Origin of the sequence: Gluconobacter cerinus (assembly GCF_002723935.1) — a bacterium.
Taxonomy (GTDB): domain Bacteria; phylum Pseudomonadota; class Alphaproteobacteria; order Acetobacterales; family Acetobacteraceae; genus Gluconobacter; species Gluconobacter cerinus.
Map to the genome: position 1 here is coordinate 376,024 of NZ_BEWM01000002.1, position 26,936 is coordinate 402,959.

General features: G+C 57.6%; 28 protein-coding genes. 16 read left to right on the forward strand and 12 right to left on the reverse strand.

The window, feature by feature from the left end; all coding sequences use genetic code 11:
* Window positions 1–137 precede the first annotated feature (137 nt).
* Window positions 138–1,685, forward strand: coding sequence for a tetratricopeptide repeat protein (locus tag GCE01_RS05680; protein WP_099211590.1), 1,548 nt, complete (start codon window positions 138–140; stop codon window positions 1,683–1,685).
* A gap of 81 nt (window positions 1,686–1,766) precedes the next feature.
* Here GCE01_RS05680 and infC read toward each other — a convergent pair whose 3' ends face one another.
* From infC to GCE01_RS05705, 5 genes are all read right to left on the reverse strand, one after another.
* Entirely contained in the window at window positions 1,767–2,288 is a 522-nt protein-coding gene (gene infC, locus GCE01_RS05685) for a translation initiation factor IF-3 (RefSeq protein ID WP_046900620.1), read from the reverse strand.
* Between the two features lie 161 nt (window positions 2,289–2,449).
* Window positions 2,450–4,387 (reverse strand): threonine--tRNA ligase, encoded by a 1,938-nt coding sequence (gene thrS / locus GCE01_RS05690; protein ID WP_099211592.1) that lies wholly within the window; start codon window positions 4,385–4,387, stop codon window positions 2,450–2,452.
* A 111-nt stretch (window positions 4,388–4,498) separates the two neighbouring features.
* Window positions 4,499–5,584, reverse strand: coding sequence for a glycosyltransferase family 2 protein (locus GCE01_RS05695; RefSeq protein WP_099211593.1), 1,086 nt, complete (start codon window positions 5,582–5,584; stop codon window positions 4,499–4,501).
* Complete coding sequence (locus GCE01_RS05700; RefSeq protein WP_099211595.1) at window positions 5,581–6,489, reverse strand: glycosyltransferase family 9 protein; 909 nt, start codon at window positions 6,487–6,489, stop codon at window positions 5,581–5,583. The genes GCE01_RS05695 and GCE01_RS05700 overlap by 4 nt, the downstream gene beginning before the upstream one ends.
* 82 nt (window positions 6,490–6,571) lie before the next feature.
* A complete protein-coding gene (locus GCE01_RS05705) occupies window positions 6,572–7,201 on the reverse strand; it encodes a nucleotide exchange factor GrpE (RefSeq protein WP_064274586.1) in 630 nt (209 codons plus the stop codon).
* Between the two features lie 184 nt (window positions 7,202–7,385).
* Between GCE01_RS05705 and GCE01_RS05710 the strand changes: the two genes are divergently transcribed.
* Both GCE01_RS05710 and GCE01_RS05715 read left to right on the forward strand, forming a co-directional pair.
* Window positions 7,386–8,156: a response regulator transcription factor gene (locus tag GCE01_RS05710; RefSeq protein ID WP_099211597.1), complete on the forward strand. Its 771-nt coding sequence runs from the start codon at window positions 7,386–7,388 to the stop codon at window positions 8,154–8,156.
* A 40-nt stretch (window positions 8,157–8,196) separates the two neighbouring features.
* Window positions 8,197–10,020 carry a stimulus-sensing domain-containing protein gene (locus GCE01_RS05715; protein ID WP_099211598.1) on the forward strand — a complete coding sequence of 608 codons (1,824 nt, stop codon included), beginning with the start codon at window positions 8,197–8,199 and terminating at the stop codon, window positions 10,018–10,020.
* A 154-nt stretch (window positions 10,021–10,174) separates the two neighbouring features.
* On the opposite strand, the gene GCE01_RS05720 is transcribed toward GCE01_RS05715, so the two are convergent.
* Together GCE01_RS05720 and GCE01_RS17075 are read right to left on the reverse strand one after the other, a co-directional pair.
* Window positions 10,175–10,558, reverse strand: a complete 384-nt coding sequence (locus tag GCE01_RS05720) for a UrcA family protein (RefSeq protein ID WP_099211600.1) — start codon at window positions 10,556–10,558, stop codon at window positions 10,175–10,177.
* A 172-nt stretch (window positions 10,559–10,730) separates the two neighbouring features.
* A complete protein-coding gene (locus tag GCE01_RS17075) occupies window positions 10,731–11,081 on the reverse strand; it encodes a class I SAM-dependent methyltransferase (protein ID WP_046900628.1) in 351 nt (116 codons plus the stop codon).
* 126 nt (window positions 11,082–11,207) lie between these two features.
* On the opposite strand from GCE01_RS17075, the gene GCE01_RS17080 reads away from it, so the two are divergent.
* The 12 genes from GCE01_RS17080 (at window position 11,208) to GCE01_RS05785 (ending at window position 20,700) form a co-directional block, all read left to right on the forward strand.
* The gene (locus GCE01_RS17080) at window positions 11,208–11,672 is read left to right on the forward strand and encodes an HPr kinase/phosphorylase (RefSeq protein ID WP_244591099.1); all 465 of its coding nucleotides are present in this window, start codon (window positions 11,208–11,210) and stop codon (window positions 11,670–11,672) included.
* A gap of 49 nt (window positions 11,673–11,721) precedes the next feature.
* The gene (gene rapZ / locus GCE01_RS05735) at window positions 11,722–12,690 is read left to right on the forward strand and encodes an RNase adapter RapZ (RefSeq protein WP_086633510.1); all 969 of its coding nucleotides are present in this window, start codon (window positions 11,722–11,724) and stop codon (window positions 12,688–12,690) included.
* Window positions 12,687–13,127: a PTS sugar transporter subunit IIA gene (locus GCE01_RS05740; RefSeq protein WP_086633509.1), complete on the forward strand. Its 441-nt coding sequence runs from the start codon at window positions 12,687–12,689 to the stop codon at window positions 13,125–13,127. The genes rapZ and GCE01_RS05740 overlap by 4 nt, the downstream gene beginning before the upstream one ends.
* A 1-nt stretch (window position 13,128) precedes the next feature.
* Entirely contained in the window at window positions 13,129–13,413 is a 285-nt protein-coding gene (locus tag GCE01_RS05745; RefSeq protein ID WP_099211604.1) for an HPr family phosphocarrier protein, read from the forward strand.
* Window positions 13,400–15,277, forward strand: coding sequence for a phosphoenolpyruvate--protein phosphotransferase (gene ptsP, locus GCE01_RS05750; RefSeq protein WP_408735627.1), 1,878 nt, complete (start codon window positions 13,400–13,402; stop codon window positions 15,275–15,277). Before GCE01_RS05745 ends, ptsP begins: the two co-directional genes overlap by 14 nt.
* A gap of 63 nt (window positions 15,278–15,340) precedes the next feature.
* Window positions 15,341–15,880, forward strand: coding sequence for a Fur family transcriptional regulator (locus GCE01_RS05755; RefSeq protein ID WP_046900634.1), 540 nt, complete (start codon window positions 15,341–15,343; stop codon window positions 15,878–15,880).
* Between the two features lie 6 nt (window positions 15,881–15,886).
* On the forward strand, window positions 15,887–16,348 hold the full coding sequence (locus GCE01_RS05760) for a hypothetical protein (protein ID WP_099211608.1): 462 nt from the start codon (window positions 15,887–15,889) through the stop codon (window positions 16,346–16,348).
* An 18-nt stretch (window positions 16,349–16,366) separates the two neighbouring features.
* Entirely contained in the window at window positions 16,367–17,392 is a 1,026-nt protein-coding gene (locus GCE01_RS05765) for an asparaginase (protein ID WP_099211610.1), read from the forward strand.
* A gap of 84 nt (window positions 17,393–17,476) precedes the next feature.
* The gene (locus GCE01_RS05770) at window positions 17,477–18,901 is read left to right on the forward strand and encodes a sugar porter family MFS transporter (RefSeq protein ID WP_244591100.1); all 1,425 of its coding nucleotides are present in this window, start codon (window positions 17,477–17,479) and stop codon (window positions 18,899–18,901) included.
* A gap of 89 nt (window positions 18,902–18,990) precedes the next feature.
* Entirely contained in the window at window positions 18,991–19,401 is a 411-nt protein-coding gene (locus GCE01_RS05775; RefSeq protein WP_099211984.1) for a hypothetical protein, read from the forward strand.
* 130 nt (window positions 19,402–19,531) lie between these two features.
* Entirely contained in the window at window positions 19,532–19,942 is a 411-nt protein-coding gene (locus GCE01_RS05780) for a hypothetical protein (RefSeq protein WP_099211614.1), read from the forward strand.
* Window positions 19,943–19,962: 20 nt separating this feature from the next.
* The gene (locus tag GCE01_RS05785; protein WP_099211616.1) at window positions 19,963–20,700 is read left to right on the forward strand and encodes a DUF4097 family beta strand repeat-containing protein; all 738 of its coding nucleotides are present in this window, start codon (window positions 19,963–19,965) and stop codon (window positions 20,698–20,700) included.
* Here the strand turns inward: GCE01_RS05785 and GCE01_RS05790 are convergent.
* The 5 genes from GCE01_RS05790 to GCE01_RS05810 form a co-directional block, all read right to left on the reverse strand.
* Window positions 20,691–21,413: an RluA family pseudouridine synthase gene (locus GCE01_RS05790; RefSeq protein ID WP_099211618.1), complete on the reverse strand. Its 723-nt coding sequence runs from the start codon at window positions 21,411–21,413 to the stop codon at window positions 20,691–20,693. The two genes, GCE01_RS05785 and GCE01_RS05790, sit on opposite strands and share 10 nt — an antisense overlap.
* A complete protein-coding gene (locus GCE01_RS05795) occupies window positions 21,403–24,111 on the reverse strand; it encodes a DNA translocase FtsK (RefSeq protein WP_099211620.1) in 2,709 nt (902 codons plus the stop codon). Before GCE01_RS05795 ends, GCE01_RS05790 begins: the two co-directional genes overlap by 11 nt.
* Before the next feature lie 117 nt (window positions 24,112–24,228).
* Window positions 24,229–24,828, reverse strand: a complete 600-nt coding sequence (gene rsmD / locus GCE01_RS05800; RefSeq protein ID WP_064274599.1) for a 16S rRNA (guanine(966)-N(2))-methyltransferase RsmD — start codon at window positions 24,826–24,828, stop codon at window positions 24,229–24,231.
* Between the two features lie 3 nt (window positions 24,829–24,831).
* Window positions 24,832–25,617 (reverse strand): pseudouridine synthase, encoded by a 786-nt coding sequence (locus GCE01_RS05805; protein WP_046900642.1) that lies wholly within the window; start codon window positions 25,615–25,617, stop codon window positions 24,832–24,834.
* Window positions 25,614–26,354, reverse strand: a complete 741-nt coding sequence (locus GCE01_RS05810) for a gamma-glutamyl-gamma-aminobutyrate hydrolase family protein (protein ID WP_099211622.1) — start codon at window positions 26,352–26,354, stop codon at window positions 25,614–25,616. The genes GCE01_RS05805 and GCE01_RS05810 overlap by 4 nt, the downstream gene beginning before the upstream one ends.
* 6 nt (window positions 26,355–26,360) lie before the next feature.
* On the opposite strand from GCE01_RS05810, the gene GCE01_RS05815 reads away from it, so the two are divergent.
* Window positions 26,361–26,825 (forward strand): nucleoside deaminase, encoded by a 465-nt coding sequence (locus tag GCE01_RS05815; protein ID WP_064274601.1) that lies wholly within the window; start codon window positions 26,361–26,363, stop codon window positions 26,823–26,825.
* Window positions 26,826–26,936 lie beyond the last annotated feature (111 nt).

A 26,936-nucleotide genomic window follows, 5' to 3' on the forward strand; every position in this document is an offset into this window, starting at 1 on the left:
GGAAAGAGAATTTCTTCTAAATTATTAATTTATTTCAATCGTATCAAAGATATGGTCTCAGAAACGATGTGATAAACGAATGGAGTTTGAGGAATTTTTAAGAATTTCCTCTTACAGACAAAGGACGAGGAGTCGGAATGACCACACTTTCCCCCAGCCCCTGTCTGCTTACACGTCGTACCTTCACAGAATATTTGCGAGTAGCAGTCGGCCTGGAAGAAGTGGGGCAGCGTGAGAGTGCTATCGACGTTCTGCGAGAGGCAGAAACGCTTCTGCCAGAAAGGCCTGAAAGTCTTTTTCTTCTTGGTGGCGTTTATGAGCGTCTTCAGTGCTGGGAAAAGGCATCCCTGTTCTATGGCAAGGCCCTCGAAGCAAGGCCTCATGCGGCAAGGGTCTGGCATCGACTGGGCATCGCCCTATTGCATCGGGATGATCTGAGAGGGTCTATCAAAGCTCTGGACACTGCCGTGCAGCAGGACCCGGCTATTCCTGAGTACGCTACCGACCTGAGTATGGTTCTGTCACGCGATGGACAGTTTGAAGCGGCGCTGGGTTTCGCGCAGTCTGCTTTGAAAATGCAGCCTGATGATGCAAATGCTCTTAATAACGCCGGTCATATTCTCCAATGTTTGAACCGCTCTGCAGAAGCCTTGCAGTTCTACGATGCTGCGCTTCAACGGTCTCCTGATCATCCCGTTATCCGTTTTGGCCGTGCGACGGCTTTGCTGAAATCGGGTGATTTTTTTTTAGGATGGCAGGAATACGAAAGTCGTTGGCTTTCTTCGAGAACAGTCAGGGCTGATATCGACGCGTCAGTCTGGGAAGGGGAATCCCTGAAGGGGTGCACCATTCTTGTTCATCACGAACAGGGATATGGAGACACTCTGCATTTCATCCGCCTGATGCCGATACTGGCCCAGAGGGGTGCCGAAGTTGTAGTGCAGGTTCCAGTTCCATTGGTACGACTAATGCAGCGTGTAGCGGGCGTATCCCGGGTAGTCTCAGTTCTCGATCCTGCCGACAGCTTCGACTATCATTGCCCGATGATGAGCCTTCCGGTGAGGCTCGGACTGACGGCAGAGTTTGTTGGACAGTTTCCTTATCTGTCTGTGTCAGAAGAAGACATGACAACTCAGGGAGGCAAGCTCAGCGCCCAGGTTCAAGGTTCCTGCCAGCCTCCGGATTTTATCGTCGGGCTTGTCTGGAGCGGAGATCCCAGACCTCATGACCTGCGTGCGACGCAGACGGATCGCCGCCGCAGCATGTCGCTGGAGACATTGAGGCCTTTGTTTTCAGTAAAAGGCGTGCGTTTCGTAAGTTTCCAAATGGGAGCGGCCCGCCATCAAGTTGCTGAAACCGGACTACCACTGGTTGATGGGACGGAGAATATTCTCGATTTCGCTGATACCGCTGCCAGACTCTCTGCTGTGGATCTTCTGATTACGGTGGATACGTCCATGGCTCATCTGGCGGGTGGGCTGGGCAAACCCGTATGGATGTTGTCACGCTCTGACGCTTGCTGGCGTTGGGGAGATGCAGGAACTCAGACCGCCTGGTATCCGGATATGCGAATTTTCCGTCAGCCTGTGGCAGGAGATTGGGGGAGCGTGGTTAACGATGCCCGGCTCACTCTTGTCCGGCTCATGGATTTGTATCGCGGCTATCAGCATGAGTCCGGCGAATAGGCGAGTTCCAAGACTAAAGGCATAAAAAAAGCAGCCTTCCGAAGAAAGCTGCTTTTCCTGTGGATCTCGTAAGAACCCGGTTTAGCGCGGAGCTATAACCATGAGCATCTGACGGTTTTCCATACGGGGCATCTGCTCAACCTTGGCCTTTTCTTCGACCTCGATGCGGATGCGCTCCATCATCTTTGCACCCAGCTCCTGGTGAGCCATTTCACGGCCCTTGAAGCGAAGGGATACCTTTACCTTGTCGCCATCATCCAGGAACGAGTTGATGGCCTTGAGCTTCGTCTGGAAGTCATGCTCGCCCGTGCCGGGACGAACCTTCACTTCCTTGATCTCAACGACCTTCTGCTTCTTGCGGGCTTCGTTCTTCTTCTTCTGCTGCTCGTACTTGAACTTGCCGTAGTCCAAGATCTTCACAACAGGGGGAACAGCGGTCGGGCTGATTTCCAGGAGGTCAAGGCCAACCGAGAAAGCACGCATCAGAGCATCCCGGGTCGTCATGACGCCTTGCATTTCGCCTTCTTCGTCAATCAGACGAACCTGCGGAACACGGATTTCCTCATTGACGCGCGGCCCCTCACGTGTGGGCGCGGCCTGCATCGGCGGTCTAGCTATGGTCAGCTCCTGTCGTAATTTTCATACAAGGACCAGCACTGACCCAAACGCCCGCGCCTCGTTAAAGAGGGGCGGGTTTCGATCTTTGCCGATCCCATTCCTTTTGCACATAGTCCTGCGCCCTTCCGGGCGCAAGGGTATTACGCTCAATCCTTCGAAAACCGGGTAATATCAGGTGGGGTGGCCTCGGCTGTGAGAGTTTTTACAGCCTCTTCGAGTCCCAGGATTTCCTGATTGGCGCCGCCAAGGCGACGCATCGCCACTTTGCGCTCTTCTGCTTCACGGCGTCCAACCACCAGAATAACCGGAACGCGCGCAAGGCTGTGTTCGCGGATCTTGGCGTTAATCTTGTCGTTGCGAACGTCGGTTACAACCTGAAGCCCGGCTGCCTTCAGTTCGGCAGCAACCTCATTGGCGTAATCAGCAGCATCGGAAACGATGGACGCCACTACAACCTGCGTCGGCGCCAGCCAGAGCGGGAACTTGCCAGCATACTGCTCGATCAGGATGCCGATAAAGCGCTCGAAGCTGCCAAGGATGGCACGGTGCAGCATGACGGGGCGATGACGCTGGCTATCTTCACCAATATAGGACGCATCCAGACGCTCTGGCAGAACGTAGTCCACCTGAAGCGTACCGCACTGCCAGTCACGACCGATGGCGTCCGTCAGAACGAACTCCAGCTTCGGGCCATAGAAGGCGCCTTCGCCGGGATTATATTCATATTCGACGCCAGCGATTTTACAGGCCGTCTTGAGCGAGCCTTCGGCCCGGTCCCAGACTTCGTCAGAGCCGGCACGCGTCTCTGGACGGTCCGAGAACTTCACGCGGAAGCTCTCGAAGCCCAGATCCGTGTAAACCTCAGCCAGCATCTTCACGAACTTTGCGGTTTCATCCGCAATCTGATCGTCCGTGCAGAAGATATGAGCATCATCCTGCGTGAAACCACGAACGCGCATAATGCCATGCAGCGAGCCGGACGGCTCATAACGATGGCACGCACCGAATTCTGCCATACGCAACGGCAGTTCGCGGTAAGACCGCAGGCCATGGCGGAAGATCTGCACATGGCACGGGCAGTTCATCGGCTTCAGGGCGAGGGTTTTGTCCTCATCCTCAACCTGCGCGATGAACATGTTCTCACGGTACTTGTCCCAGTGACCGGAGGCTTCCCAGAGGGCACGGTCCACGAGCTGTGGCGTGCGAACTTCTTCGTAACCATTCCGGGACTGAGCGCGGCGCATGTAGTCCTGAAGGACCGTGTACAGACGCCAGCCCTTGTGGTGCCAGAAGATCTGTCCGACAGCTTCTTCCTGAATATGGAAGAGGTCCATCTCGCGGCCAATGCGACGATGATCGCGCTTCTCGGCTTCTTCCAGACGCATCAGATGAGCGTCCAGCTCCTTCTTGTCGCGCCAGGCCGTGCCGTAAATGCGGGTCAGCATGGGGTTGCGATGGTCACCACGCCAGTAAGCACCGGCCACGCGCATAAGTTTGAAGGCCGTGCCAACGTCTGCTGTGCCGCGAAGATGCGGACCGCGGCAGAGATCGAGCCATTCGCCCTGACGGTAGATCGAAATCTGCTCGCTTTCCGGCAGATCGCGGATCAGTTCGGCCTTGAAGTCCTCACCCTTCTCTTCGAAGAAGCGAATGGCTTCGTCACGGTCCCATACTTCACGGGTGAAAGGGGCGTTGGCAGCGACGATTTCGCGCATCTTGGCTTCGATGGTTTCGAAGTCATCCGGCGTGAACGGCTTTTCACGGGAGAAGTCGTAATAGAAGCCATCCTTGATGCTCGGACCGATCGTGACCTGCGTTTCCGGCCAGAGCGACTGCACGGCTTCTGCCAAAACATGCGCCGCATCATGGCGGATCATCTCAAGTGAGGCATCGTCTTTTTTCGTGACGAACTTGACGGCCGCATCGTCCGCAATTTCGGTTGAAAGATCGACGAGCTTGCCGTTCACCTCCATGGCCAGTGCGGCTTTTGCCAGCCCCGGGCCGATGGAGGCCGCGATAGTCGTGCCCGTCACGGTCCCGTCGAACGTGCGGACGCTTCCGTCGGGGAGTGTGATGGCGGGCATGGGATCGCTCCTCTGCGATTGCTCCCGGCAGCCCTCTGCCGGGAAAAAGACACGCGTAAATGGCCTCAATCGGGGATTGGCCGCAAGCCCTGCACTGGCCGGAAAGCGGATTTATACGGTAGGAACTGCCGCCTGAAGCAGAAATGGCTCCATTCCGTTGGCATTCGGGCGCCGTCCTTCGCGCCATCCGGCGTCCATGTAATGGATCAGCGGCCAGATGCCATAAAAGGCGTCTTTCACCACATCTTCATTCTCGTAGGCGTAGGCGAGGGGATCAAACAGGCCGTATTCGTGCTGTGATCCATCTTCCAGTCGACGATGAGCCAGAAAATTCTGTGGAACATGCACTGGGAACTGCGGCGCGGCCGTATCTCCGAGAATTGGTGCAGGATCTACGCCTAACGTTCGGAAATGGTCTGCGATGACGGGCGCATAAATATCGGGCGTATGCAGGTAGCTGCGGAGGAAATCTTCTTGGCTGGCCTGAAAATAGTATCGAAGATGATATCCCTCTTTGGGGTTCTCGGGTGTGATCTGGCCCGCTCTTGGCTTTTCCCCCGGAATGGCGCCAGCGATATGAGCGAGCTTCTGACGGGCAAAGCGGCGGATGTCTTCGTAGTCAGGTCGATTGTGCAGATGAAGATGCACAAAGGGCGTCCGCACGCAGCGCTCTGGGTAGATGGTCTGCGGGGCATGCAGGCCCCGATCCAGTCCCACAATCGTATGAGCCTTGAACAGTGCTCTCGGAACCGACTGGGGGCGGTAGTAATTGGGAGCATTTGGCACGTTCAGAAGGAGGCGATCGGTAATTAGGGTCGCCTGTTCGTTTTTCAGAAGCTCGAACTGCGCGCGGATTTCCGCCGGATCCACCGACAGGCGGTCGAGGAAGAACGCAAGAAATTCATCGCAATCCATGGGAAGTGCGAAATCACAGGCATTTTCCGCATCCCAGCCCCGGATAATGTCCGTGAAGATTTCACCTTTCCGCAAAAAATCCTTTTGGGACCGATATTTGCGGATGATCTGCACACCCTGCGCTTCATAACGCTTCTGCACATCTTTGACGTGTGGGTCTGTAGAGCCGTTGTCGACAACGGTCAGATTGGAGAGGCCGAAAATGGCCCCGTGCCAGAGGATCCATGGCTCAAGAAGCGTGGCCTCGTTCTTCTGCATCGTGACGCAACGGATAACTGTCATCTGGGGAGTAGAGCCTCTATGCGTGATGCAGGTAACAGAGCCAGATCTGGAACATCCAGAATGGTTGTGCGTCCCGGTGTGAGCGAAAGTGGAGCCGTCAGGCGCGGATCACTGTCTTGGGAAAACAGGGCGATGATAGGACGATCCATAGCCGCGGCCAGATGGATCGGACCGGTATCGTTGCCAATGACAAGGTCAGCTCTGTGGAGAACGCCCGCCAGCTCAACCAGACTGGTCTGTCCTGTGAGGTCCAGGGCGCTCGGGCAGTCCTGCAAAATCTGTTCAGCAAGAGGCTTTTCGGCCGCACAGCCTACAATGACGGGAGTCAGTCCGCGGGCAGCGACAGCTTGAGCGATCTCTGCAAACCGCGTGACGGGCCAGCGTTTCTGTGGCCGATGCGGAGCCGCTCCGGGAATAAGCACGACGGAGCGACCGGAAATCTCTGGCCCATGCCCCTTCAGCCATTCCGGAACCTCTCGCGGAATGGGCTGAAGACCGGCGGCACGGAGCTGGTCTTCAAGGCGGGTCAGAGTGTGCATTTCATTGCGCGACGGATTGGCATGCGGATGGCAGCAGCCGTCAGAGATGCCGGACCAGTTGCGTGGTCTGCCTGCCAGCCGGAAATAGGTGCGAGACCGCCCGGAGGTCTGGAGATCAAAAATGCGATCAAATCCGCGCAGCGCACGCGACAGGCGAAGCAGAGCGACTGGGTGTGCCAGAGACGGGCGACGATCCGTCGTGACGTCATCGAACCAAGGGGCAGCTTTTGCCAGCTCCACGAAGGGAGGGGTCGTCAGCAGGGTGATGCTGTCGTGCGGGAACGCGGCCCGGATCGAAGCGAAGGCCCCAAACGCCTGAACGAAATCGCCCAGAGCACCGAGCTTGATGACAAGAATGCGACTCATGACCCTATTTTCTAACAGGGTCTGACGGAACGCCAACCATTAGAGCTGACGTTCCGCAAAAAGAAATCCTGCGTGAGCGGGATCAGGCGGTCGTGTCGAGACCCGGAGACGCCTTTGCTGCGTCAGCTTCCGGCGTTCCCTTGGCAACAACAACCATGGCTGGCTTCAGCAAACGGCCCTTCAGAAGCCATGCTGGCGTCCAGGACTGCATGACGTGGCCGGGCGTATGCTGATCAGAGGGCTGTTCCGCCATGGCCTGATGCAGGTTGGCATCAAACGGCTTGCCGGTCGGGTCTTCACAGGTGATGCCGTGACGTTCCAGAATGTTGATGAAGGACCGTTCCGTGCCTTCAATTCCTTCGCGCAGCTTTGTGATGAGGCTGTCTTCCCCCTCGGTCTTCGTCGGAAGGGAGGCAAGGCCGCGCTGGAGATTTTCAGCTGCCTCGACAACATCACGCGCAAATTTCTGGATGGCGTACTGACGAGCATCTTCCACATCCCGCTTGGCGCGGGCGCGGATGTTCTGGTTCTCTGCTTCAGAACGGACCCAGCGATCCTTGAGTTCTGCTACTTCGGCTTCAAGAGCCTCAATGCGCGCTTCCGGCGTGGTTTCTTCCAGCGTTTCGCCGCCGGTTTCGTTCATGCCGGGGGTCTCGACGCCCTGCTCAGGCACGTCGTTTACAGTTTCCGGCGTAGTCTTCTGGTCTGTCATGTCACGACCTTATCTTGTGGGACGGGCCAACTCATGGCCCCGTTCTTCTTCAGGAGATAACGCGGATTGTCTCAAAGACAAGGGTTGCAACGTGGTAGGATGTCATTGAAATGCCTATTTCCCGCCACAGTGCGCCATGCGTTATAGATAATCTACGCATCAGATTTTAGCAGACGGACCCCATATGGAGACGCCCCACACTTCCTTTCCGCCTCAATCGGCCAACTGTCAGACGCCTTCTGGCATCACGGCAGCACCGATTATCGCGCTTGTGGATGACGATCGGAACATTCTTGCTTCCGTCCAGATGACCCTCGAATCCGAAGGGTTCACCGTTCACACCTATACGGATGGTGAAAGTGCGCTTCAGGGAATCACCAGCCGCCCGGTCAGCCTGGCGGTGCTGGACGTCAAGATGCCACGCATGGACGGTATGGAGCTGCTTCAGCGCCTGCGCGCCCGATCCAACCTTCCTGTCATTTTCCTGACGTCGAAAGACGAGGAGCTGGATCAGCTCATGGGGCTGCGCCTCGGGGCTGACGATTACATCACCAAGCCGTTTTCCCAGCGTCTGCTGATCGAACGCATTCGTGCATTGCTGCGTCGGCAGGATGCCAGCCGCGCCGAAGCGGCAGGAGCCACAACCGTGGGCTCAGCCATCGTCCGTGGTCAGCTTTCTCTGGATGAAACACGACATCAGTGTCTGTGGGGCGGTCAGGATATTGCCCTGACTGTTACGGAGTTTCTTCTGGTGAAGGCGCTGGCCATGCGCCCGGGAATGGTGAAGTCCCGCGATCAGCTGATTGATGCGGCATACGGCGACAACATTTACGTCGATGACCGGACGATCGACAGTCATATCAAGCGCGTTCGCAAGAAATTCCGGCAGGTGGATGACAGCTTCAATCAGATCGAAACGCTCTACGGCATTGGATACCGTTACAAGGATGAGTGAGGCGCTGTGACGGGTTTGCTTGTGAGGCAGAAGGTACGTCATGGGTCGTAGAGAGTCGGCCCATGCACTCCCCTATGATCTGGATTCGGATCGCCTTGAGCAGGGGCGTGACCGTCGTCGCGCGGCGGCTGTCAGGGCTGGTGTCTGGCAGTCCATCCGTCGTGTGCTCAATGCGGGAACAGGGGGAGACGGTGATCGCAGTCAACGGCGCAGGCTTGCCTCACCTCTGCTGGGGCGTATCCTTCTTCTGAACATACTGCCCTTGGCTCTTTTGGCTGTGACATTGCTGTTTCTGGACCAGTTTCAGAACGGCTTGCTCGAAACAGACGTCAATGCCCTGCGGGAGCAGGCTCACATTTATGCCGCGGCCATCGGGCAGTCAGCCGTCAGTGCTGCGCCCAAAACAGGCGGGAAGCCTGCACCAGGCGGTGATTATGTTCTGGATTCCCGCGCAAGGCCGCTCCTTGCGCGCCTGACAGAGCCAAGCCCCAATGCTCATGCCTTGTTGTTTGATCCGGATGGCAAGCTGGTTGCGGATAGTCGGACGGAGCCCAAACTGCCGCCTAAGGCTGTAGCGCCCGACGCAGTTCCTGAGGGGGAAACATGGCACCCGCCGCGGAACAACGCGCTGGAAACCTTTTATGACTGGCTCCTGTCGCTGCTGCCGCTCACATCTAGTGAAGGCATTGTCACACTCGACACGCCAGATGCCGCAACTGACGGTCCCCATGATGCACAGCCGCTCAGAGCGCAGTCCGAACTGCCGCCCTTCATCCGTCGGACCAAGGATCATCAGCTGGTCGTGACGGTCGTGGAACCAGTGGTGCATGACGGGCTGACGGTTGGGGAAATCCAGCTGACGCGGCATGCCCCGGAAGTAGATCGATCCTTGTTTGCGGTTCGCTCTTCCATCCTGTCGCTTGTGCTGGCGGCGTTGATCGTAACGGTCCTGCTGTCCTGGTATCTGTCCCTGACAATTGCTCGCCCGCTGCTGACATTGGCGCGTGCCTCACATGAAATGAGGGAATCTGACGGGCGGAAGGACCTCGTCCCGGAGCGCCTCCTGGCCAGACGTGACGAAATCGGTGTTCTGGCGCGGTCCCTGCGTGGAAGTGCTTTGGCTCTCTGGGCGCGTATGGATGACATCGAACGCTTTGCTGCGGACGTCAGTCACGAAATCAAGAACCCCCTTTCGTCTATCCGGTCCGCCATTGAAACACTTCCCAGAATTGCGATTCCAGAACGGCGGGATCGTCTGCTGGGGATCATCAATAGTGACGTCAAACGGCTGGATCGTTTGATTACGGATATTTCGGATGCAAGCCGGATCGACGCCGAGCTTTCACGCGTGCGGCCGGAACCCGTAACGGTTGTGGCGCTCCTTGCCATTCTGGCCGAAATGCACCAGACCACGCGTAAGGAAGATGCTCCCATTCTGCGTCTGGATGTTCGGGATCAGGAGCCACCGCTTAGGGCGTTTGCTGTCGAAGACCGTCTTGTTCAGGTGTTGCGGAACCTGATTGGCAATGCAGTCTCGTTTTCGCCTCCTAATGGGATCATCGCGCTTCATGCCAGTGCGCGGGAAGTCGCTGGCAACGGACCCGGAACCGGTAGCGTGGTGGAAATTACCATCAGCGATCAAGGGCCCGGAATTCCACCAGGAAAGCTCGAAAGCGTCTTTGACCGCTTTTATTCAGAGCGGCCGCAGACTGAGAATTTCGGGCAGCATTCCGGCCTTGGTCTGGCGATCAGCCGTCAGATTATCCACGCTCTGCGGGGAAGCCTGTTTGCCGAAAACATCGTGGACGCTTCTGGTGCAATCTCCGGTGCATGTTTTGTGGTCAGATTGCCCCGGGCTCCCTGATCTGAGCGGTGAGGCATGCTGATATGCGGTAAGCCCAAACTGATTCCCGGTGACGATAATACTCTTCTGTTGTTCCGTGCCGCCCTCCTGCAACAGGAGTGTCGCGGCGAACGGAATTGCTAGCGTGAGGATGCACAGGGGCGAAATAATATCCTTAGCCATGAGGATATGCGTCAGGCTTGGCAGCAAGCAGAACGTGCCCAACCCGATGGCTGTCTCTCTGTTCAGACCGGATGTCCCGTAGGGTCTGTAAAGCGCCTTCACGGGCTCTTTCGGCGCAGGAGGACACATCGTCCAGCGTCGCCATATCCATCGGGTTCGAGATGCTGCACACCGCCCGCGATGCGTCGTCGATTCGATTTTCAGCAGTTTGCCAGCCCTGTTTAGACGTCAGGTCCAATCCGGAAACGCTGATGGTCTGGCTGGACGTCGTAGGCACGACAGCTGGGAGAAGGGGGGCGGCTCTGCTGTGTGACACAGGGGCGAGGGAGAGTGCAGCGACAAGAGCGGTGCAGACGAAGATGGAAATACGAGACATGACGAGGGCCTTTCTGCCTGAAAGATGAGGCGATCATGTCGCCTGATTCTCACCATGCAGAAGGCGTGCCAAACTTGGTTTTTAGCGATAAAAATTATTCAAAAGCTGAAAAATTAGAGGTCGAACTCAAATAATTGGCTCACAAAGACATAATGTGGTGGAATTCACCACATTATGGAGAAGGGCTGGCAATCAGGCTGAGAGCGATCCGCTGATTGGTATCGGGAAAGCCCTGAACAATTCGTAGCGTCAGGGCCGGTCTGGCTGAGGCGAGGGCTTCTCCAAGTGCGCTTTGACACTGACTGAAGCCATCTCCTTCACGCAGCATCGCAGCGACGTGGCGCGTCTGGTCAAGGGTCAGTCCATGTTCTGCCAGGGCGCCGGAGATCGCATTCAATGCGGCCTGGCATTCTTCGGCAAGGCGCTGCGGGCGTTCTCCCTGCGGTCCAAGGCCGTCAAAGTCCGTGCAGGTCACTTCGTCACCGTGAACGGTAACAATATCATTCCTGGAAAAATCGCCCATAAGATCCGTATTTCCGATTCATCATCGGAGGCTGCGGTTGCCTCCCCAGACTCTTGATGAGCTGATGGCGATACAGCTCGATCTATCGCAAACGCTTCTAGCCCCGTCTTGAAAAGGCCGCAATCAGTGTCATCTCAGAAACGGTTTCCTGAAAGCGAAACATTTTATGCGTCCTGCGTGGCACGCGATGGAGATGCGATCCTTCTGTGCGGTCCATCAGGCTCCGGAAAATCGATGCTCGCCCTGCAACTGATGGAGCGCGGTTTCTCTCTTGTGTCTGATGATCGTGTTCTTTTGGATGGACCACTGGTTAGCCCTCCGTCTGCGCTGGAAGGACTGCTTGAGGTGCGTGAAGTGGGGATTCTCAGGACACCTTTTGTCACAAATGCGAGAGTGATTCTCAAAGTGCTACTCGGGATGCAGGGGGACCGTCTGCCGACCCCGGAAAAAGACCCACAAACCGGAGCTGTTGTTCTGCACATAAACGGCTGTCTGCCGGGGGATTCGTCCCGCGTGATGGCCGCGTTTCAGGCCTGTCGGGGAACGTATGACTGGGTAACGGGGGCAGGGGGCGATACTGTGGGAATCTGAAGCTGCGAAATAGTTCCTTCTCTTTTGAAAAAGGGCTAGAGTAGGGCACATGACACCGGCGAATATTCCCGAGTCCGAACCTTCGGCAGGATATGGTCCTGGTTCCAGACAGATCCTGATTGTCACAGGGCTTTCCGGTGCCGGAAAATCATCCATTTTGCGTGTGCTGGAAGATCTGGGCCACGAAGTTGTGGACAATCCTCCATTGCATCTGCTCGAGGCTTTGGCTTCGCGAAGTGGTGAACGTCTGGCCATTGGCATTGACGTTCGAAGCCGCGGATTTGAAGCGTCCGGTGTTCTCGATGAAATCGACAAGCTGAAAGCTTTGCCGGGAAGTCAGGTCCAGCTCCTTTATGCAACAGCAGAGCCCGAAATCCTGCTGCGTCGTTTTACAGCCACCCGTCGTCGTCATCCGCTGGTCAGTAGCGGAACGGTTCTTCCGGGTATCGAACAGGAAACGCGTCTGCTGGCACCTCTGCGTGCACATGCGGATTTTGTGATCGATACCTCTGATCTGCCCGCTCCGGAATTGCGTCAGCTCATCGAAACACGCTTTGGAAATGACGCAAAAGATGGCCTGACCGTGGCTCTCATGTCTTTTGCATATCCATCCGGTTTGCCGCGCGAAGCCGATATGGTGTTCGACGCCCGCTTTCTACGTAACCCTCACTATGACGCCACGCTTCAGCCCATGACGGGGCTGGATCAGGCTGTTGTGCAGCACGTTAAGGCCGATCCCGCCTACGGTGCCTTCTTCAGCCATGTGCACGGCCTGCTCGATCTGGTGCTCCCGCGCTTTGTTGAAGAGGGCAAGAAATATGCCACTATTGCTGTCGGATGCAGCGGTGGCCGCCATCGTTCAGTAACCATCATTGAAGAGCTGGCCCGTCTTTTGCCCAGAACCGCCCCTGTTGGCCCGATGATGGTCCTGCACAGGGAACTCGCCCGAAAGGGACTATCCTCATGGCGCTGGGCTGTTCCCCCTCATGATGCGTCGGTCCAGGACAAATCTGCATGATTGGTCTGATGCTGGTGACGCACGGCAGGCTGGGCGAAGTTCTGCTTGAAACGATGGTGCACGTGGTCGGGCCTCAGGCTCAGATCGGCATTGTCGGTGTCGGCGATGACGATGACCCGGCACTTCTGCGGCCAGAGGCGGACAAGCTCCTGCATCAGCTTGATACAGGTGAGGGTGTTCTTGTCCTGACGGATATTTTTGGGAGTTCACCGTCCAATCTGGCCCTGTCCCTACGGGAGCCGGGGCATGTTGAAGTTGTGTCTGGTGTGAATGTTCCCATGCTGGTCAAGCTGGCCAAGACCCGTGTTGGTCTGGATCTTGAAGGCTGTATCGAAAAAGCAACCATGGCTGGGCGTAAGTATATCGCGGTGGCTTCCCAGCTCCCTGATCCCTGTCTGCACGGGGGGCCGCGCCCCTGTGTCATGCCGGTCCCGTAAAATGAGCGAAACAACTCTCTCGCCCCGCACTCTGACCATCGTCAATCGGCTGGGGCTTCATGCCCGTGCTGCCGCCAAGCTCGTAACTACGTCCGAGCGATTTGACGCGGAAACCACAGTGGAGCGCGGCGGCAACGTCGTCTCGGCTCTGTCCATCATGGGGCTCATGATGCTGGGGGCTGGGGAAGGCGAAACTGTTACTCTCAGGTCACACGGCCGACAGGCAGCTGAAGCACTGGATGCTGTCGAAGCGCTGATTTCTGACGGATTTGGTGAGCGTGACTGAAACGCCACTTCGGGCACCACGTCCAAGAGGAAGCCGTTCCCGCAAGGCGTCCAACACATCCCTGACCCTTCAGGGCAAAGCCATTACCCAGGCGATTGGTCTTGGCCCGGCAGGGCGTGTGGAAGAACTGCCCCTTCCGGAAATCGTCGAGCGATACAGCCAGATTGGTTCTGAGGCAGAACTGACAAGGCTTCAGAGCGCCATCACCCGTGCCCTGCGCCAGATCGAAAAAATGCGCGACAGGCTCGTCGGGCTTCCTGAAGAAGGGCGCGAAGAGATCGCAACCCTTCTGACGGTTTATGAGCGCATGCTTGGCCCCTCGCGCCTGACGCGGCAAGTCAGGATGCGGATTGAGGAAGAGGGGCTCTGCGCTGAGGCTGCGGTCGCGGATGTTAGTGAAGCGTTGGCGCTTCAGGTTCTGAGAACGGCCGAAGCCATGGCTGGAGAGAATGGCGGGCAGGAGCAGGACGCCAATCTAAGGCTGGCAGGCGAGTTTGAGGAAATTGGCCGTAGGTTGATCCGCAACCTGACGGGCGTCTCTTACCGTGCATTCTCCAGCCTCCCTCCGGGGTCAGTGCTGGTGGCGGAGCAGCTTCGTCCAGCGGATGTCGCGATGATTGATCCCGCCCGGATTGCCGCCGTAGTGACAGAAGGCGGTGGTGGCGCTGATCATACGGCCATCTTGCTGCGTGCGCTCGATATTCCAGCCATTCTGGCCGTACCAAACCTTATGGCGCAGGTCACGGAAGGCGATATGCTTGTCGTGGATGGGCATCTTGGCACCATCACACTGTCCCCCAATGAAACAGAGCTGCGTCTGGCCCGGGAAGCTGCCCAGAAAGAGGCCAAGGAAAAGCGGACTTTCGGTCGCCTGAAAAAGCTTCCTGCCCAGCTTCAGGGTGGCGAACCCATCGAGCTTCTGGCCAATCTGGAGCTCCCGGCCGAATTGCCCATGCTGTTGCGCAATGGTGCCAAGGGAATTGGCCTTCTGCGCAGTGAATTCCTGTTCGGCGAGCGGGACGATCTGCCTGATGAAGACGGGCAGACAGCAACGTATCGCTCCATCATTGAAGGCATGGACGGCCGACCGGTCACAATCCGTGTTCTGGATTGGGGCGGTGAAAAAGGGCGGGCCTGCATGCGTCGCCTGGGTCTCGCGGAACAGGTGGCGGATGGAGACAACCCCGCGCTCGGTTTGCGGGGTATCCGCCTCCTTCTGCGTGTTCCGGATGTGCTGGAGACGCAGTTTGCCGCCATTCTGCGGGCAGCCTCGCCTGCTGACGGCAATACGGCCATTGGCCCGGTGCGCATTTTGCTGCCGATGGTAACCTCGGCGGATGAGGTGATTGAGGCGCGGGAAATTTATGACAAGGTCGCTCGCCGCCTCAAGCGCCGTCAGATCGTTCTGCCGGACCCGCTGCCGCCCTTAGGCATCATGGTTGAAACGCCCGCAGCAGCTCTGACGGCCAATACCATGGCCCAGCATGCGGACTTTATGGCCCTCGGGACCAACGATCTGACGATGTATACGCTGGCTGTGGATCGAGCGGATTCCATGGTGGCAGACCGCTACAGTCCGCTGCACCCTGCCGTACTTCAGTTGATTGCCCTAACAGCAGAGTCCGCCCTGCGGGCTCATCGTCCTATCTCGGTATGTGGAGAAATGGCATCGGACCCGCGGGTGGTCGCGCTACTGATCGGACTTGGTCTGCGGTCATTTTCGATGAATTCTGCCTCTCTTCCACGCGTGAAACGCCTGATCAGAACGTTGAAGATGGAAGACTGTGATCACCTCAGACGCCATGTGATGATGGAGACTGATCTGGCTTCCATTCAGTCGCTGATCCGTGATTTCGCACTCTGATTCTGGTCCGCTTCAAGGCTCTCTATCGAAAAACAGTCGGCATGATGCCATATAGGAGAGACCATGCCGGATTCGTCTTTTGAGACCTCCTCTGCGGAGGACCTGTCCTTTTCCCCATCCATCACCTCCCGTCTTGAGCGGGCTGGGGACTGGTGCCGTCACCGTGGCCAGCGCCTGACGGAGACGCGACGTCAGGTTCTTGGGCTGATCCTGTCTTCCGATAAGCCGTCCGGTGCTTATGATTTGCTAGCGCGATTGCGGCCAGCACACCCCAATGCCGCTCCTCCGACCGTCTATCGTGCACTGGATTTCCTTCTGGAACAGGGGCTGATCCATCGGCTTGAAAGGCTGAGTGCTTTCGTTGCCTGCTCCCATGCGACAGACTGCCATCATGGGTGCGATCATGGAGAATGGGGCGTTCATCGTGCTCAGTTCCTGATCTGCAAATCCTGTGGGCGGGCGTGGGAGCTTGAACAGGAAACGATTGTGCCGGCCCTCATGCTGGCGGCCAAGGATGTTGGATTTCGGGCTGAGGCTGCGACTGTAGAAATTGAGGGTGTTTGCGCAGCCTGCCAGAAAACCGGCGCTCGAAGCGGGAACTGACCCATCATGGGCGTGAGACGTTCTCCACCGCCCGCCCTGCCGTTTGATACTCTTCCAGCGCGCTCATCACCTTCGCCCCAAGTTCACCGGGCAAGAAAAACGCTGGCTATCTCTCAGCCGGATCTTTTGGACTGGCAGCCTCCAGTGACACATCTGACTGCTGAAGATGTAGGCGCCGTCATGCTTGATGCTGAGACGTTCCGTCCCCCGGCTGGTGAGGCCTTTCTGTATGCCCTGATAAGCCGCGCAGAGGGGCAGGCTATTCTTGACGGCGGATTACCCCTCGCAGACCGGTTGATTTTTCTTGAGGGATCTCTGGCCGCATTGGCTCTAGCCGATATTCCGCCCGAGCAGGACATCGGAATTCTGCGTGTGCGACGCCGGTTGATCCAGTCCTGGCTGGAGGTGGCTCACGAGGGTCACGGGCCGTGCTATGTGCTGGTCGCAAAAGATCCATCAGGTCGCTGACAACAGAGGTTAAAAGACATGACAGCACACACGGGCTCCGGATTGCTCGCGGAAGTCACGCGCGGAAAACAGGTTGAGTCACGGCATCTCGGCCGGGCTGTGGTTGTGGATGCCGATGGCTCTGTCGTCTGGTCTTGTGGGGATGTGGATGCAGCTGTCTTTCCGCGTTCGACCGTCAAGTCCCTGCTGGCAATTGAACTCGTCGAAAGTGGAGCGGCTGACCGGCTGGGCCTTTCCGACGAAGCTCTTGCGCTCGCCTGTGCCTCTCATAATGGCGAAGAGGCGCACGCCAGAGTTGCTGCCTCCATGCTGGCGGCTGTGGGGCGGGATGTCGCTGCCCTGGAATGTGGAACTCATTGGCCAACGTATGAGCCTGCGGCCCGTGCCCTGGCCGCCGCGCATCAGTCCGCATGCCCGCTTCATAACAACTGTTCCGGCAAGCACGCCGGTCTCATCTGTCTGGCGTGTGACCAAGGTGTGGATCCTGTGGGCTATATTGATCCCGCTCATGAGATCCAGCGCCGTGTGACAGATGTTCTGGCCTCCATGACCCAGACGCCTCATACAGACGCCAACCGCGGAACAGATGGTTGCTCAATGCCAACATATGCGGTGCCTCTGAAGGCTCTTGCCCATGGTTTTGCCCGGTTCGGGAGTGGTGTCGGCCTTTCTTCTGAAAGAGCCAAAGCGACACAGCGGCTTCGGGAGGCTGTGGCAGCTCATCCGTTCATGGTGGCAGGAACCGGACGATACGACACAACGGTCATGAACAATTTCGAAACTCGTGCGTTCATCAAAATGGGCGCTGAAGGTGTCATGATCGCAGCATTGCCGGAACAGGGACTGGGTTTCGCCATCAAGACTGATGACGGTGCCAACAGGGCGGCAGAAGTTGCCATGTCGGCCCTGCTGCATCATTTCGGTGGTGAATCGCTGTGCCGGACGGCAAAAGATCATGCGATTTTCGCTGAGACCAAGACGCAGACACTGCGCAACTGGCAGGGCGTTACGGTCGGTGAAATCAGGGCTGCCCTCACGATCTAAGCGAGATCGTGCTATAAAGATGACAATTCAGGCATCCACCAGAACTGGTGGGTGTCATTTTTTTGCGAAGGATACCCGCCAAGCATGACGGATCAGGTCAGGACCGACGAGACCACCCAGCCAGATAACAGTGGAACATCTGTTTTTGATCCAACACGGTTCAAGATCATCGCCATTGGAGTGATTGCCGCCCTCGCAGGGTTAATGTCCGGTCTGGATATCGGTGTTGTTGCGGGTGCTCTGGATCTGATCGGTCAGGAATTCCATGCCTCTACGCTGGCGCTGGAATGGGTCGTCAGTTCCATGATGGCAGGTGCCGCTGCTGGTGCTCTGGGTGCAGGCTGGCTCTCCCATCATCTGGGCCGCAAGCGATCCCTTATTCTTGGCGCAGCAGTGTTCGTGGTTGGAACGCTGGGCTGTGCGATGGGATGGTCCCTTCCATCCATCATTGTCTTCCGCGTCATCATGGGAATTGCGGTGGGTATTTCAGCCTTTACGGCGCCGTTATACCTGTCGGAAATCGCCAGCGAAGAGTCTCGTGGCGCCATGGTCTCGACCTACCAGCTGATGGTGACGGTCGGTATTTTCGTTGCCTTCCTGTCAGATACCTATTTTTCCTACAGTGAAAACTGGCGCTGGATGTTTGGTGTCGCAGGTATTCCTGCGGTCCTGTTTCTGATTGGCGTTCTGTTTCTGCCATACAGCCCGCGCTGGCTGATTATGCAGGGACGTCACAAGGAAGCCCGTGAAATCCTCGTGGACCTGCGGAATGACCCGCTGGAGGCTGCCAAGGAAATTCGCGCCATTCGTGAGCAGCTTGAAACCAAGCAGGAAGGCTTCAAGCTTTTCCGCACGAACAGCAATTTCCGTCGTTCTGTCGCTCTTGGCATCATGTTGCAGGCGATGCAGCAGCTCGCAGGCATCAATATCGTTATGTATTACGCCCCGAATATCCTGGCGGCGGCTCATTTCGATGCGCATTCCCAAATGTGGTGCACGGCCATTATCGGCCTGGTCAACATGCTGGCAACCTTTGTGGCGGTTGGTCTTGTGGATCGCTGGGGCCGTAAGCCAATCCTGTATGCTGGCTTCACGGTCATGGCGATTGGAATGGGCGTGCTTGCCATGCTGCTTCAGGGTGGCATGACAACGCAGTCTTCCCAGATCGCAGCCGTGTTCCTGCTGATGATCTTCTGTGCCGGATTTGCGATGTCTGCTGGCCCGCTGATGTGGGTTCTCTGTGCGGAAATTCAGCCTCTTGGCGGTCGCGATTTCGGTATTGCGATGTCAACATTCACGAACTGGATGACCAATCTTTTGGTGGGTGTGAGCTTCCTGTCGCTTATGAAAGCCATTGGAACAGGCGGAACATTCTGGCTCTTCGCAGGCCTGAATGCACTGTTTTTGCTGCTGACAATCCTGTTCGTGCCAGAAACAAAGGGCATGTCTCTGGCCGTTATCGAGAAGCGACTGATGCAGGGCACAAAGCTGCGCAAGCTCGGCCGCTAATCTCCCAAAACAATATTCTGCCCGATAGAAACGTTCGGCCTTTGGTCGGACGTTTCTGCTATAAAGGGGACCAGCTGAAGGAGGCTGTCATGACCAATTTTTCTCTCTCGTCCGAAGGTCCGGGTCGTGGAGGCGTTCTCCTTGTTTATGGGCTCTTTATCGCCCGGTTTTTCACGGGCATTTCCCTATTGGCGGGAGTAATTCTCGCTTACGTCCTGAAAGGCTCCAGCCACGGTGTGGTTCGAACGCATCTGAGCTGGCTCATTCGTTTATTCTGGTATGACGTTGCCTTCATTATCGGGTGTGCTGCTCTTTTCGGTGCCTGTTTCATTACCGAACCTCCTGGAAGTTCCGGGCCAGGACAGCTCCTGTTCCTGATTCCGATTGGTATTTTTGCTCTGTGGAACATCGCTCTGCTTGTGTCGCTGTTTTATGGCGTGCGGTCCCTGACGCAGAACCAGGGGCCACTGCCTGATCGCTTCCGGGCACTTGGCGAGTAAACTGGCGAATTGCGCCATTCTCAGTCTGTCGTGCATTGAGTGGCAAGGCAGGCTGATAGGAAAATCAGGAACTGGCACAGTTTCTGCATGAACTCTTCTGTTGAGGATCATCCTCCAGAGGAGTTCATTCATGTACACCACGACGATGTCCGGTTATGGAGCCGCCCGACAGGATACGGGCCGTGACTACGTCCTGCTAATTTATGCGCTGTATCTCGCCGGCTTCTTTACAGGAATTACGGCATTCGTGGGCGTAACACTCGCCCATGTAGCACGCCGCTCCGCAACTGGCCTGAAACGTGCCCAGCTGGACTGGCAGATCAGACTGTTCTGGTACGGTGCATTTGCGCTGACAGTTATTGGCCTGATTCACCTGATGGTCGCAGGGCTTGGTGCCATCACGGGTGGCCTTGGTCTGGTCTTCATGGTCGTGCCGTGGGGACTGACCCTGACATGGGGTATTCTCACCGCCTGGGCCGTCGTGCGTGGAATGTATGCAGCATTGATGAACCGCCCGGTTGCATCATCCAACTCCTTCTGATGCCAAAGAAAGCGAATACAATGCCTGTTTTCCGTGCCGTTTTCCCTGTACTGCTTGCTGCAACCTGCCTGACTTCCAGCGCGCTCGCTGCTCCGCTCAGTCAGAGCACATCCAGCGAAGATCTATCCTACGCAACCCTGCCGGAAGGGGGGATCATTTCCACCATCAGTGGGGATGTAGAAGTCAAAACCTCTTCCGGGCCACTGTCCATCCGGAGTGTCAGTGGCGATACGGACGTTTCATCATCCAATGGCCCTGTATCCGTCTCAACGGTCAGTGGTGATACCCAGATTGGTCAGATTCAGGGTGCGCTTCAGATCAAGTCCGTTAGCGGCGATATCACTGTTGCCGGGGCAGCTGGAGCCGCGATGCTGATGACCGTGAGCGGTGACGCGCATCTTGAGAAAGCAGCCGGGGACGTCACGGTCAAAAGCTCCAGCGGCGATCAGGACATCTCCCTGACCTCAGCACCCAATGCACGCACTGTGCTTTTGGAATCTGCGTCTGGCGATATCACGCTTCACTTGCCGAAGGGTTTTGGTGGCACTTTCGACATCCAGCTCCGTCAGGGACGTTCACAGAAAGACTTTCCCCTTGAGCAGTCACTGGGTCTGGCTGTGAATGTTGGTCCGTGGGAGAAGCCGAGCCTTGTCTCAAGTGAATCCCGGAAGATTACAGCAAGTGGAAAGGTCGGTGACGGCAAAGACCATGTCACGCTCCGGGATGTCTCCGGAACCATCCGTATCGTTCAGGACTGACCGTCCCATCCTAAGTGGCGTAGCGCCTCGGCCATGGCTGGGGCGGGCGGCGCAACAGCGTCGAGGGTTTCTTCAGCGAGCGGTACGTGAAGGCTACGAGCCAGAAGATGCAGGCCCCCTGCATTTTCTGAGCCGTAAACCCGGTCACCCACAATCGGTGTCCCGAGATGCGCACAATGGATGCGGGCCTGATGGGTGCGTCCTGTCAGAAGTTCCAGTTCCAGCCAACTCCTGCTGCCTGCCTGGCCCAGAACGCGCCACCGTGTGATGGCAGCATCGCCTTTCGGGTCCACAATCATACGCCAGCCTGAGGGCATCGAATGTCGGAGCAGGGGAGCGGAAATCTCGCCTTCCTGCTGAGCTGGGACGCCTTCAACAACGGTCCAGTAAAGTTTGCGGATCTGGCGCGCCTGAAAAGCATTCTGTGCTTCGATCAAAGCCGTTTTGCGGCGTGCAATCAGCAGGCAGCCAGATGTATCCGCATCAAGGCGGTGGGCCAGCCAAGGCCCTCCGCGTGGATGGGTCACAAGGCGCGTCTCTACGGAATCCTGAGTGGATGGACCGGGGTGAACAGCCAGCCCGGCAGGTTTGTTCAGGATCAGGAAGCGCGAGGTTTCCAGCAGAACAGGAAGATCCTGCCCCAGATAGAAAAGACCACGCGGGGTAGGGGAGGGGGGAGTTTCGCCGCGGCTTCTGCGTCTGTCAGTCCTCATGGGATGCCGGACGACGGGCTAGAATTTCACGTTTGCCCACATGGTTGGCTGGCCCGATGATGCCTTCCTTTTCCATCTGGTCAATCAGTTTCGCTGCGCGGTTATAGCCGATCGAGAGATGGCGCTGGATAAAGCTGGTCGAGGCGCGACCTTCCGTCATGACAATGTCTACGGCCTGTTCGAACAGGCTGCCTTCACCATCTCCACCGCTTCCGCTGCTGCTCATGCCGCCACCGGAGGAGCCACCTTCTTCATCTTCCCCGGAGACAACGTCATCGTTGTAGATCGGATCGCCCTTGGAGCGCAGATCTGCCACGACTTCTTCAACTTCATCATCCGCCACAAACGGGCCATGGACACGCGTAATGCGGCCACCGCCCTGCATGAACAGCATGTCACCCTGACCAAGAAGCTGCTCGGCGCCCTGTTCCTGCAGAATGGTGCGACTGTCGAACTTACTAATGACCTGGAAGGAAATACGGGTTGGGAAGTTGGCCTTGATGGTGCCGGTAATTACGTCAACGGACGGACGCTGCGTTGCCATGATGACGTGAATACCAGCAGCACGCGCCTTCTGCGCAAGACGCTGCACCGCCGTCTCGATTTCCTTGCCCGCGACCATCATCAGGTCAGCCATTTCGTCAATCACCACCACGATATACGGCAGGTTTTCCAGAGGAACCTGCTGTTCGTCAAAGACGGGCTTGCCTGTTTCAGGATCAAAACCGGTCTGAACGCGGCGGGTGACCATCTCCCCGGATGCCCGAAGCTGGCTGACGCGTTCGTTGTAGCCGTTGATATTACGGACCTGAAGCTGCGCCATCAGACGATAGCGACGGTCCATCTCCTGCACGGTCCACTTGAGAGCACTGACAGCCTTTGCCGGTTCCGTCACCACAGGGGTCAGAAGATGCGGAATTCCGTCGTAAATCGACAGTTCCAAGATCTTTGGATCAATCATGATCAGACGGCACTCTTCCGGGCTAAGCCGATAGAGCAGTGACAGGATCATGGAGTTGATACCAACGGACTTACCCGATCCAGTCGTACCAGCGACCAGAAGGTGCGGCATTTTGGCCAGGTCAGTATAGACCGGAACGCCAGCAATATCCTTGCCCAGCGCAATCTGGAGGCGGCCCACGCCATTGGTCCATTCTGGCGTCATAAGCAGTTCGGAGAAGAACACCATCTCGCGCTTGGCGTTCGGAACCTCGATACCAATGACATTCCGGCCCGGCACCGTCGCGATACGCACACTGAGAACGGAGAGGGAGCGCGCCACGTCATCCGCCAGACCGATCACACGTGACGATCGGATACCCGGAGCCGGTTCAAGCTCATAAAGCGTGACAACCGGGCCTGCGTGAATGTCGCCAATCGTGCCCTGAACGCCGTAATCCGCCAGAACGCTTTCCAGCAGTCGGGCATTGGACTGAAGCGTTTCCTGCGAGGGACCTGTGGAGGCGTGTGCAGGCGGTGGGTTCAGCAGAGACAGCGGGGGAAGTTCCCAGCCTGTTGCTGCGGGGGTGCGCGGTGGCATCGGGCGGGCGGCAGGTTGTGGCTGAGCCGGGCGCTCAGGACGACGCATTCCGAAGAGGCTGCGGCGCTGTTCCGGCTCTGGTGCAGGCGGCTCGATGCTGCTCTGCGGCCCATCTTCATCCGCATCGTCTTCAACATGCGAACGCTGGATCGTTTGAACGTTCCGCTGGCGAGCAATTTGCGCCAGTCGTTCCGCATAAGGGTTGGACGGCGCTTCTTCCTCTTCCGGCACCTGCGGATCTGGGGCCGCGGCGCTGGCAGCTTCTTTCCGCATGACTGCCGGATGCTCGTAAGGATCCTCCGCCGTTTCCATGGGAGGCTGCATCCAGCCCGTATTCTGCGGCACGAAAGGAGAAGGGCGCGTGCTTGGGTCGCTCTTGCCGAAGCTACGCCGCAAAAAAGACAGGGGCGCTGCATCTGGTGCTGGGCTGCTTCCCGTGTTGCCACGCTGGAATTCGTACTGACGCGGGTCGGGAGCAGGACGATCGGACGTCTGCGGGCCGTTCATGCGTCGGGCGAGAGCCACGGGCTGGCGGGCCAGCAATGCGGCACCCTGCCCCATGGCGCGCCATTCGCGCCACTGAAGCCCCATGGCAAGTGGCATCAGAATGCCCATCAGGAGCAGAACAAGAAACACTGCCAGTGCGCTGCCTGCTGAACCCGCTTCAGCATGTGCGGCGTCAAGCAGACGATGTGCACAGGACACGCCCATTTCGCCGCCCAGACCAGCTGCTGTCGGCCAGGCCACTTCAAGCCCGGGAATAAGCAGCTGGAGAGTACCGATGAACGTGGCGCCGGCTGGAAGAAGCAGGAGTGCAGCGATAATCCGGACGATGGGTGCGCTCATGCCGTGATGGCGAACCATACGCCAGGCCCAGGCCAGCAGCACGACAATCGGCAGACCGCTTCCTAGGCCCAGCCACTGCACCAGACCATCCGAAATAGTGGCGCCGGTCCGGCCCAGAAGGTTCGTGGGTTCTGTTCCCGTGGACGTATTGAACGACGGATCGTGCGGGTTGAAGCTCCACAGTGCGATGCCGATGGCAACAGCCGCAATCAGAAAGCCCAGTCCCAGAAGCTCCATGAGGCGGGCGTTCAGCGCACTCCGGAGCTTTGGTGTCATGTGACGGTCGTGTGCTTCACGAACGATGTTGCGCACTGTGCTGGTCGAACGGCTGAACACGGCCAAGTCTCGTCACCCCGTCGGTTTTCTGGATTACGGCTTTCAGATCAAGACTGAATTATACCTGACAGGCCACTGAATACAGTAGGAAAATTAAGGAACAGTGGATGAATGTCGCCAGATGGTCACCTTTGCCGCGCCGAATTTCCGGATCACGAGTGGCTCGGCAGGAAGTGTGGGGGAAAAGTGTTCGGAAGGTGGCACAAACGGGGCAAAATCTTCAGTCGCTCCCGTCTCTGCAACGATCAGTGCACCTTCAGCAATCCAGCCCCCTCGTGCCAAAGCGCGCAGACCCGATTCGACCAGTGTTTTCCCGTAAGGTGGATCCAGGAAAATCAGCGTATGCGGCTCTGTCGCACGGGGCGGATGCGTCACGCTGCAACTCAGCACGCGGGAGATGTCCCGAGCGCGGCAGATATCGAGATTGGCGCGCAGGGCGTTCAGGGCATTGCGATCCCGCTCGATGAAAGACGCGCGCTGAGCCCCGCGGGACAGGGCTTCCAGGCCCATCGCCCCTGTCCCGGCATAACCGTCCAGAACAATGGCCTCTTCAAGCTCATCATGCCCGTACCACGGGGCATGAGCCAGCATGTCAAAGATGGCCTGCCGCGTTCGATCAGATGTGGGGCGCGTCCCTTCTCCCCGTGGGGCCATAAGTGCACGGCCCTTGTTCTCTCCGCCAACAATCCGCATGAATCAGCGGGTCCGCTTGCGGGTTGGAGCAGGTAGATCGGGGATCTGCTCGCGCAGCGTCTTCCCGTTGACTTCCTCAAGCTCACGCGCCTTCAGGGAGCCGAGCTGAAACGGACCATACGACAGACGGATCAGACGGCTCACATGAAGGTTCAGTCCGCGCATGACCTGACGGATTTCACGGTTTTTGCCTTCACGCAAAGAGACGGTCAGCCAGGAGTTGTCACCCTTGACGGAATCCAGTTCGGCTTCGATCGAGCCGTAACGGATGCCTTCAAATTCAAAACCATCGACCAGAGAGGCCAGACGTCTCTCGTCCACCATGCCAAAGACCCGCACACGATAACGGCGGACCCAGGCATTGCCGGGCAGCTCCAGACGACGTGCCAGTTCGCCATCGTTTGTCAGCAGCAGCAGACCTTCGGAATTGATATCCAGTCGGCCGACGCTGATAACACGCGGCATTCCCTCAGGCAGGGAGTCAAAAACTGTCCGGCGTTCCTGCGGGTCACGATGCGTGGTCAGAAGGCCGTCAGGCTTGTGATAACGCCACAGACGGGTACGCTCGGGATTATCCACGGGCTTACCGTCAACCAGCACGATATCACCCGGCTGAACGAATGTCGCGGGATGCGTGACGGGCTGGCCGTCCATCTTGATCCGGCCGTCTTCGATCATGCGTTCCACGTCACGACGGCTGGCAACGCCAGCGCGCGCAAGGAACTTCGCGATGCGTTCGCCTCTTGGGCCGTCGGATGTTTCAGGGGTCGGGTTAAGTTCTTCGGTCATCGTGCTGCTGCCTCCACCAGCGCCGCATACAGGCGACGGTCGCCGGGGTCGAGGGTGAATTCAGGATGCCACTGTACACCAATGGCGAATTTTGCGTCGTCCAGTTCGATTGCTTCGATCACACCGTCCGCCGCAACAGCCGAGATTTTTGCTCTTCCTGCCGTCCGCACAGCCTGATGGTGGGACGAATTGACGTGCATGATCTCGGTGTCAACAATGCGGGCCAGGCGGGTGCCAGCCACAAGAGAAACCGTATGCCCGGGTTCATGGCGGGGATTGGGCTGCTCGTGTTCCAGTTCGGGTGGAAGATGCTGGATCAGCGTACCGCCCGCATTCACGGCCATAAGTTGCATGCCACCACAGATTCCCAGAACAGGAATATCCCGCTTGAGCGCAGCACGCAGAAGGGCAAGCTCGGCAGATGTTCTGGCGGGACGGGGCGTGGTCAGAGGATGAGGTTCTTCCCCATACAGCGCAGGATCAACATCAAACGCGCCGCCAGTGATAACGAGGGCGTCCAGGCGCTCTACCATCGCTTCCGCGTTCCCCACATACCCCAGGCAGACTGGTAAGCCGCCAGCGCCACTGAGGGCTGTGAGATAATTTTCCCGCAAGGCATGATAAGGATAGCGAGAAAATTGTCCCGAACTGCCAGGCTCATGATCGAGTGTAAGACCAATGAGCGGAGCAGTGTTCCGGGAAGGGGATGGACGGGCGGTGGTCATACACCCCATCATCGCATCATGATTCAGGCCGATACAAGCCGCGCCATGCAGATGGCTCTTGATGCCGCAGACGAAGCGGCCCGACAGGGTGAAGTTCCCGTGGGGGCGGTTGTGCTGGATGCGGCGGGAGATGTCGTGTCCGTGGCGCGCAACCGCGTAGAGGAACTGTATGACGCCTCTGCCCATGCTGAACTCTTGGCCATGCGTGCCGCAGCAGTGAAGCTTGGCTCGCCGCGCCTGACAGGATGTACGCTTGTTGTCACGCTGGAACCCTGCCCGATGTGCGCGGGCGCCATTGTGCATTTCAGGTGCGAGCGTGTCGTGTTCGGTGCTTATGATCCCAAAGGTGGCGGGGTCGAACATGGTCCGCGTGTGTTTGAACGGCCGACCTGCCTGCACAGACCGGAAGTGATCGGCGGACTACGCGAACGGGAAGCTGCTCTTCAGCTCAGGACATTCTTCCAGCGCCTGCGGAAAGGGTGACAAACAAAGACTTACGGATGTTTCACCTCCCGGTCAGCTTGGTGAATGGGAACGCAGTGCATAGTGCGGACTTATAACGACCGAACCGTTCTTCTGTAACAATCGGGACTG